General features: G+C 72.0%; 7 protein-coding genes. All 7 read left to right on the top strand.

Annotated features, from left to right (window positions below; genetic code table 11):
• Positions 1 to 1,573 (top strand): ABC transporter substrate-binding protein (locus HMPREF0731_RS18065; RefSeq protein WP_007005633.1); only part of this gene is annotated, 1,573 nt, incomplete at its 5' end.
• A gap of 32 nt (positions 1,574 to 1,605) precedes the next feature.
• Positions 1,606 to 2,469, top strand: a complete 864-nt coding sequence (locus HMPREF0731_RS18060; protein ID WP_007005632.1) for an alpha/beta hydrolase family protein — start codon at positions 1,606 to 1,608, stop codon at positions 2,467 to 2,469.
• Positions 2,466 to 4,070: a gamma-glutamyltransferase gene (gene ggt / locus HMPREF0731_RS18055; RefSeq protein ID WP_007005631.1), complete on the top strand. Its 1,605-nt coding sequence runs from the start codon at positions 2,466 to 2,468 to the stop codon at positions 4,068 to 4,070. Before HMPREF0731_RS18060 ends, ggt begins: the two co-directional genes overlap by 4 nt.
• A gap of 143 nt (positions 4,071 to 4,213) precedes the next feature.
• Positions 4,214 to 4,561: an Atu4866 domain-containing protein gene (locus tag HMPREF0731_RS26235; RefSeq protein ID WP_007005630.1), complete on the top strand. Its 348-nt coding sequence runs from the start codon at positions 4,214 to 4,216 to the stop codon at positions 4,559 to 4,561.
• Positions 4,562 to 4,696: 135 nt separating this feature from the next.
• Positions 4,697 to 5,746, top strand: a complete 1,050-nt coding sequence (locus tag HMPREF0731_RS18045; RefSeq protein WP_007005629.1) for a lipoate-protein ligase LplAB — start codon at positions 4,697 to 4,699, stop codon at positions 5,744 to 5,746.
• A gap of 41 nt (positions 5,747 to 5,787) precedes the next feature.
• Entirely contained in the window at positions 5,788 to 6,312 is a 525-nt protein-coding gene (locus HMPREF0731_RS18040) for a GNAT family N-acetyltransferase (protein WP_007005628.1), read from the top strand.
• Positions 6,313 to 6,377: 65 nt separating this feature from the next.
• Positions 6,378 to 7,013, top strand: a 636-nt coding sequence (locus HMPREF0731_RS18035; RefSeq protein WP_007005627.1) for an SDR family oxidoreductase, incomplete at its 3' end; no start/stop codon positions are given.

Genomic DNA, 7,013 nt, shown 5'->3' with positions numbered 1-7,013 from the left:
CGCCGCGCTCGCCCTGCCGCTGCTCTCCGGCCCGGCCTGGCTGTCCGAGGCGCTGGCGCAAGGCGCGGGCGGCCAGGGCGGCCGGCTGCGGGTCGGCATGGCCGCGCCCAACACCACGCTGGACCCGCATTTCCAGAGCAACGCGCCGAACAATGCGGTGGCCAGCCACATCTTCGACGCGCTGGTGACCAATGACCCGGCCTCGCGCTCGCAGCCCGGCCTGGCCGAAAGCTGGCGCACCGAGGGCGACACGCGCTGGATCCTGACGCTGCGCCAGGGGGTGCGCTTCAGCGATGGCAACCCCTTCACCGCCGAGGATGCGATGGTCTCGCTGAAGCGGGCCAACGACCTGCCCAGCACCGCCTCCTTCCGCACCTACACGCGCAGCATCAAGGCGATGTCGGCCCCTGATGCGCACACCCTGGTGCTGGAGACCGACGGCCCCGACCCGCTGCTGCCGAATTCGCTGAGCCGCATCCGCATCATCAGCGCCAGGCAGGCTGAGGCGACGACGGCGCAGTTCAACGATGGCAGCGCCGCCATCGGCACCGGCCCCTTCACACTGCGCGAATCCGTCCCCGGCAGCCGCATCCGCCTGGCGCGCAACCCGCATTGGTGGGGCGGCGCCCTGCCCTGGGAGGAGGTGATCCTGGTGCCGGCCACCGATGATGGCGGGCGGCTGGCCTCGCTGCTCTCGGGCGATCTCGACATCATCGAGGCGGTGCCGTCGCAGAGCAGCGCCCGGGTCAAGGCCAATCCGCGCTTCCAGCTGATCCGCGGCATCTCGGGGCGCGTGGTCTATCTGGCGATGGACCAGGCGCGCGACACCACCCCCTTCATCACCGACCGCGCCGGCCGGCCGCTGGAGCGCAACCCGCTGAAGGACATCCGGGTGCGCCAGGCGCTGAACCTTGCCATCAGCCGCCAGGCGCTGGTCGAGCGGGTGATGGAGGGCGATGCCGTCGCCGCCTCGCAATTCCTGCCCAAGGGCGGCGCCGGCACCTCGGACGCGCTGGAGGTGCCCGCCTACGATCCCAACCGCGCCCGCGCCTTGCTGGCCGAGGCCGGTTATCCGGACGGGTTCCGCCTGGTGGTGCACGGGCCGAATGACCGCTACGTCAACGACGCCAAGATCGTGCAGGGCATCGCGCAGATGTTCACCCGCATCGGCATCGAGACCCAGGCCGATGTGATGCCCTGGTCGGTCTATTCCGGCCGCAGCTCGCGCGCCGAGTTCAGCCTCTCCCTGGTCTCCTGGGGGGTGAACACCGGCGAGACCTCGAACCCGCTGAAGGCGATCCTGGCGACCTATGACCGCGCCGCCGGCATGGGGGCCAGCAACACCGGCCGCTACAGCAATCCGGAGCTGGACCGCCGCCTGCAGCAGGCGCTGCGCACCATGGACGACACCGCCCGCAACGCGCTGCTGGCCGAGGCCAGCGAGATCGGCTTCCGCGACCAGGCCATCCTGCCGCTGCACCATGAGGTCTCGGTCTGGGCGGCGCGGCAGGGCCTGACCTATGCGACGCGCGCCGACCAGTACACCCTTGCCATGGGCGTGGGCCGGGGCTGAGCCCGGGCCGACGCCGCACCAGGACCCGTTGCATGACCGACGCCCCGGCCACCGCCGAAGCCACCGCGCGCGCCCGCGCCATCTATGATCTCGGCCCCACCGTCATCTTCTCCTGCCAGGCGGATCCGCGCTTCCAGTACTGCCTCTACGTGCCGCCGCAGGTGGGCAAGGGGGCGAAGGTGGATCTGCTGGTGGCGGTGCACGGCACCGGCCGCACCTCCTTCCTCGATTTCCGCGACGGCTTCTCCGAGTTCGGGCGGTGGAACGATGTCGCCATCCTCTGCCCGATCTTCCCGGTGGGGGTGCGCGGCGACGGCGCGCGCAGCGGCTACAAATACATGCAGGAGGGCGAGATCCGCTACGACCTGCTGCTGCTGCAGATGGTCGCGGAGGTCGCGGCAAAATACGGCCAGGACTGGTCGCGCTTCGCCATGTTCGGCTTCTCCGGCGGCGGGCATTTCACGCATCGCTTCGCCATCCTGCACCCCCAAAAACTCTGGGCGGCCAGCATCGGCGCGCCGGGCTCGGTGACGCTGCTCGACCCCCATCGCGACTGGTGGGTCGGCATCCGCGACATCGGCGCGCGCTTCGGCATCGAGTTCGACGGCGCGGCGCTGGCGCGGGTGCCGGTGCAGATGGTGGTGGGCGATGCCGATCTCGAAACCTGGGAGATCACCCACAAGCCCGGCGGCACCTACTGGATGGAAGGCGCCAACGATGCCGGCCGCACCAGGCCGGAGCGGCTGGCGACACTCGCAGACTCCTTCCGCCAGGCGGGGGTGTCGGTGCAGCTCGACCTGGTGCCGGGCGTGTCGCATGACCGCATCAAGGTGCTCGACCGTGTGAAGGACTTTTTGGCCGGTGTGCTGGCCCGGCGCCGGGGGCGCGCGGCATGACGGGCATGATCGTCGCGCCGCAGCCCGAGGCGGCGGAGGCGGGCGCGCTGGTGCTGAAGCGCGGTGGCAATGCGGTGGACGCCGCCATCGCCGCCGCCTTCGTGCAGGGCGTGGTCGACCCGCTGATGTGCGGCATTGGCGGCTTCGGCTCCATGCAGGTCTACATGCCGAAGCGCAACCGGCACGAGATCCTGGAATTCTACGCCCGCGCCCCGCTGGCGGCGACGCCCGACATGTGGCTGGACCGGCTGCGCGGCCAGTCGCGCGACGGCTTCGCCTTCCTGCTGGAGGGCGGCATCAGCGAGCAGGGGCACCTCGCCGTCTGCACGCCCGGCAATGTGCGCGGCTATGCCGAGGCGCTGTCGCGCTACGGCACGATCGGCTGGGAGGAGGCGATGGCGCCGGCCATCGCCGAGGCGCGGCGCGGCGTCATGGTGCGGCCGCATATGCACTGGTTCTGGACGCAGGACCAGAGCGCCAGCGGCCAGGTCAACACCGCCGACAAGCTGCGCCTGAGCGCAACCGGCCGCCGCGTCTTCTTCCGTGAGGATGGCGGCCCGAAGCGCCCCGGCGACATCCTCCACAACCCCGACCTGACCCGCACGCTGGAGCGCCTGGCCAAGGGCGGGCCGGAGCTGTTCTACAATGGCGAGCTGGCCGAGGAGATCGAGGCCGATTTCATTGCCCAGGGCGGGCTGCTGCGGCGCGAGGATCTGGCGGCCTATCGCCTCTCCGTGGCGCAGCCGATCTGGGGCGAGTATCGCGGCCACCGCATCGCCACCAGCCCGCCGCCGGCCAGTGGCCTGTCCATGCTGCAGATCCTGCAGATGCTGGAGCCTTTCGACCTCGGCGCGCTGGAGCACAATAGCGCCGGGCATGTGCGGCTGCTGGCGGAAGCCATGAAGCGCATGACGCTCGACAAGGACCGCCATATGGGCGACCCGGACTATGTCGACGTGCCCGTCGCGCGCCTGCTCTCGAAGGAGTATGCCGCCGAACAGGCTGAGGCGATCCGCCGCGGCGAGCGCGCGGTGGTCAAGCGCCTGGACCGCTCGCAGCGCGAGACGACGCATCTCTCGGTCGTGGATGCGGAGGGCAATGCGGTCGCCATGACGCACACGCTGGGCAGCCCGTCGGGGGCCATCACCGAGGGGCTCGGCTTCATGTACAATGGCACGATGAGCCGCTTCGACCCGCGCCCGGGCCGCGCCGCCTCCATCGCGCCGGGCAAGCGGCGCGCCAGCTCCGCCGCCCCCAGCATCGTCTTCAAGGAGGACAAGCCCTTCATCGTCATCGGCGCGCCGGGCGGCAGCTACATCGCGCCGGCCATCGCCCAGGGCATCATGAACGTCATCGATTTCGGCATGTCGATGGCCGAGGCCGTGGCGGCGCCGCGCATCGTCGCCGTCTCCGACAGCATCGACGTCTCCAACCGCGTGCCGCGTTTCGTCACCGAGGCGTTGCAGGCCGAGGGCTATGACGTGAAGCGCTCCTGGCAGAGCTACGCCTTCGCGGCGCTGCACGGCATCCTGCTGCGCGATGGCGTGCCGCAGGGCGGCGCCGACCCGCAGCGCGACGGCATGGCGCTGGGGGTGCGCTGACGGGCCGAGGCGGGACTGGTGAGCCTGGCTAACCAGCGCGTTCAGGACGGGCGGGCTGCCCGGCGGCGGGTGGCGGGGCCAGATGGGGAGGCCAGCGCAACCCCGGGGCCGACCCGCCCCGCCAGCCCTGAAAGGTCCGTATCATGGCCCAGACCACGCTCCGCCGTCCCCTGCTGATCGGCCTGTCGGCGATGGCCGCCGGCCTGGCCGAGTCCGCCGCCGCCCAGTCCGGGACGGCCCAGCCCGCCGCGCCGCACCCCTATGTCGGCATGTGGGTGACCGAGGACCAGCGCGTGCGGCACGAGCTGCTGCCGGACAACCGCTATGTCGAGGCGCGCGGCCAGCGCGAGGCCGCCTATCGCGGCCGCTACGAGCTGCGCGGCGACGAGATCTTCTACTGGGACGACACCGGCTTCACCGCCGATGGCCGTTTCATCGACGGCGTGCTCTACCATGGCGGCATGGTGCTGCGCCGCCGCGCCGCGCCCTGACACGGGGGCCAGGGCCGGGGCGCCCTGGCCAGGGCCGGCCGCCCCCGGCTATCCTGGCGCCGGGCGCCGCTTCCCGGCGCCTTCCGGCCGGCTGGCACCCCGGCCCGCCGGGGTGCCGAGACACAGGGTCTTCCCATGCATGGCGAATACAAGGTCCAGGGCGGCAAGCTCGTCACCGTCGATGTCGAGGTCGAGGGCGGCATCATCCGCCAGGCGCTGATCGCCGGCGATTTCTTCCTGGAGCCGGCCGAGGCGCTGGACGACATCCGCGCCGCGGTCGAGGGACTGCCGGCCGACGCCAGCTCCGAGGCCATCGCCGCTGCCATCCGCGCGAAGCTGCGCCCCGATGCGGCGCTGATCGGCTTCAGCGCCGAGGCGGTGGCCATGGCGGTGCGCCGGGCCCTCGGCATGAGCAATTCCTGGCGCGACCATGACTGGCAGATCATCGAGACGCCGCCGCTCGCCCCCGCTTTGCACCTGGCGCTGGACGAGGTGCTGGCGCGCGAGGTGGCGGCCGGCCGCCGGGCGCCCACGCTGCGCTTCTGGGAATGGCAGCGCCCGGCCATCATCATCGGCGCCTTCCAGTCGCTGCGCAACGAGGTGGACCTCGACGCCGCCGCGCGCTTCGGCATCGAGACGGTGCGCCGCGTCACCGGCGGCGGCGCCATGCTGGCCGAGCCGGGCAACAGCGTCACCTATTCGCTCTACGCGCCGGGCGCGCTGGTGCGCGACCTGACCTTCGCCGATTCCTACGCCTTCCTGGATTCCTGGGTGCTGCAGGCGCTGATCTCGCTCGGCATCGATGCCGTCTACAAGCCGCTGAACGACATCTCCAGCAGCAAGGGCAAGATCGGCGGCGCGGCCCAGAAGCGCTATTCGGCCGGCGCCGTGCTGCACCATGTCACCATGGCCTATGACATGGACGCCGAGAAGATGGTGCAGGTGCTGCGCATCGGCCGCGAGAAGCTGAGCGACAAGGGCACCGCCAGCGCGGCGAAGCGCGTCGATCCGCTGCGCAGCCAGACCGGCCTGCCGCGCGAGGCGATCATCCAGCGCATGCGCGAGACCTTCGTGGCGCTGCATGGCGGCGGCCCCGGCCAGGTCACGCCGGAGGAATGGGCGGCGGCCGAGGCGCTGGCGGCGGGCAAGTTCTCTTCCGGGGAATGGCTGCGCCACGTCCCTTGAGGGGATGGGCGGGCGCGGCGCGGCGGGCTAGCCTCCGCCGCATGAGCCTGACGCCCCCCGCCGCGCCCGCCGACACGGCGCTGCGCCTCCGCCCCGCGACCGCCGCCGACCGCGCGGCCATCGCCGCCATCATCCTGCCCACCATCCGCGCCGGCGAGACCTACAGCCTGCCGCAGGACCTGCCGGAGCAGGCGGCGCTCGACTACTGGCTGGGCGATGACCGCGAGAGCTTCGTGGCGGAGGATGCGCAGGGAACAATCCTCGGCACCTATTACCTGCGCGCCAACCAGGGCGGGCGCGGCGCGCATGTCTGCAATTGCGGCTACATGACCGCGGCGCATGCCTCGGGGCGGGGCGTCGCGCGCGCCATGTGCGCGCATTCGCTGGCGCATGCCAAGCGGCGCGGCTACCGCGCCATGCAGTTCAACTTCGTGGTCAGCAGCAACCGCCGCGCGGTGCTGCTGTGGCAGTCCATGGGCTTCGCCGTGGTCGGCACCCTGCCCGGCGCCTTCGACCATCCCGCCCTGGGCTTCGTCGATGCGCTGGTGATGTTCCGCCCCCTCTGACCGCGGCGCCGCAACCCTGGCTGCGGCGCAACATTAAATCCCCGTAAATTACGGAGGCGGGGCGCATGGCGGGGCAGGGATCTGTGGTGGTGGTAACGGGCGCCTCGGCCGGGGTGGGGCGGGCGACCGCCCTGCGTCTGGCGCGCGAGGGCTGGCGGGTCGGGCTGATCGCCCGCGACCAAGCCGCGCTGCAGGCGCTGGCGGCCGAGATCCGCGCCGCCGGCGGCATCGCCCTGCCGCTGCCCTGCGACGTGGCCGAGGCCTCGTCGGTGTTCGCCGCCGCCGAGCGCGCCGAGCGCGAGCTGGGCCCGGTCGAGGCCTGGGTGAACAACGCCATGGTCACCATCTTCGCCCCCGTCGCCGAGCTCACGCCGGAGGAGTTCCGCCGCGTCACCGAGGTCACCTATCTCGGCACCGTGCATGGCAGCATGGCGGCGCTGCGGCTGATGCGGCCGCGCGGGCGGGGGGTGCTGCTGCAGGTGGGCTCGGCCCTGGCCTATCGCGGCATCCCGCTGCAAAGCGCCTATTGCGGCGCCAAGCACGCCATCGTCGGCTTCACCGACTCCCTGCGCGCCGAGCTGCGGCACGAGGGCAGCGGCATCGCCGTGACCGAGGTGCACCTGCCGGCGGTGAACACGCCGCAATTCGGCTGGGCGCGCACCCGCCTGGCCCGCGCCCCGCGCCCGGCCGGCGGCACGGTG

The organism is Pseudoroseomonas cervicalis ATCC 49957, assembly GCF_000164635.1.
GTDB classification, from domain to species: domain Bacteria; phylum Pseudomonadota; class Alphaproteobacteria; order Acetobacterales; family Acetobacteraceae; genus Pseudoroseomonas; species Pseudoroseomonas cervicalis.
The sequence above is the reverse complement of the archived record's forward strand: the minus strand, read 5'-3'. Positions and strand labels throughout refer to the sequence as shown.

Coding starts and splice junctions, on each gene's coding strand:
- HMPREF0731_RS18045 (WP_007005629.1), top strand. CDS start 4,697: ATGCATGGCGAATACAAGGTCCAGGGCGGCAAGCTCGTCACCGTCGAT.
- HMPREF0731_RS18060 (WP_007005632.1), top strand. CDS start 1,606: ATGACCGACGCCCCGGCCACCGCCGAAGCCACCGCGCGCGCCCGCGCC.
- HMPREF0731_RS26235 (WP_007005630.1), top strand. CDS start 4,214: ATGGCCCAGACCACGCTCCGCCGTCCCCTGCTGATCGGCCTGTCGGCG.
- ggt (WP_007005631.1), top strand. CDS start 2,466: ATGACGGGCATGATCGTCGCGCCGCAGCCCGAGGCGGCGGAGGCGGGC.
- HMPREF0731_RS18040 (WP_007005628.1), top strand. CDS start 5,788: ATGAGCCTGACGCCCCCCGCCGCGCCCGCCGACACGGCGCTGCGCCTC.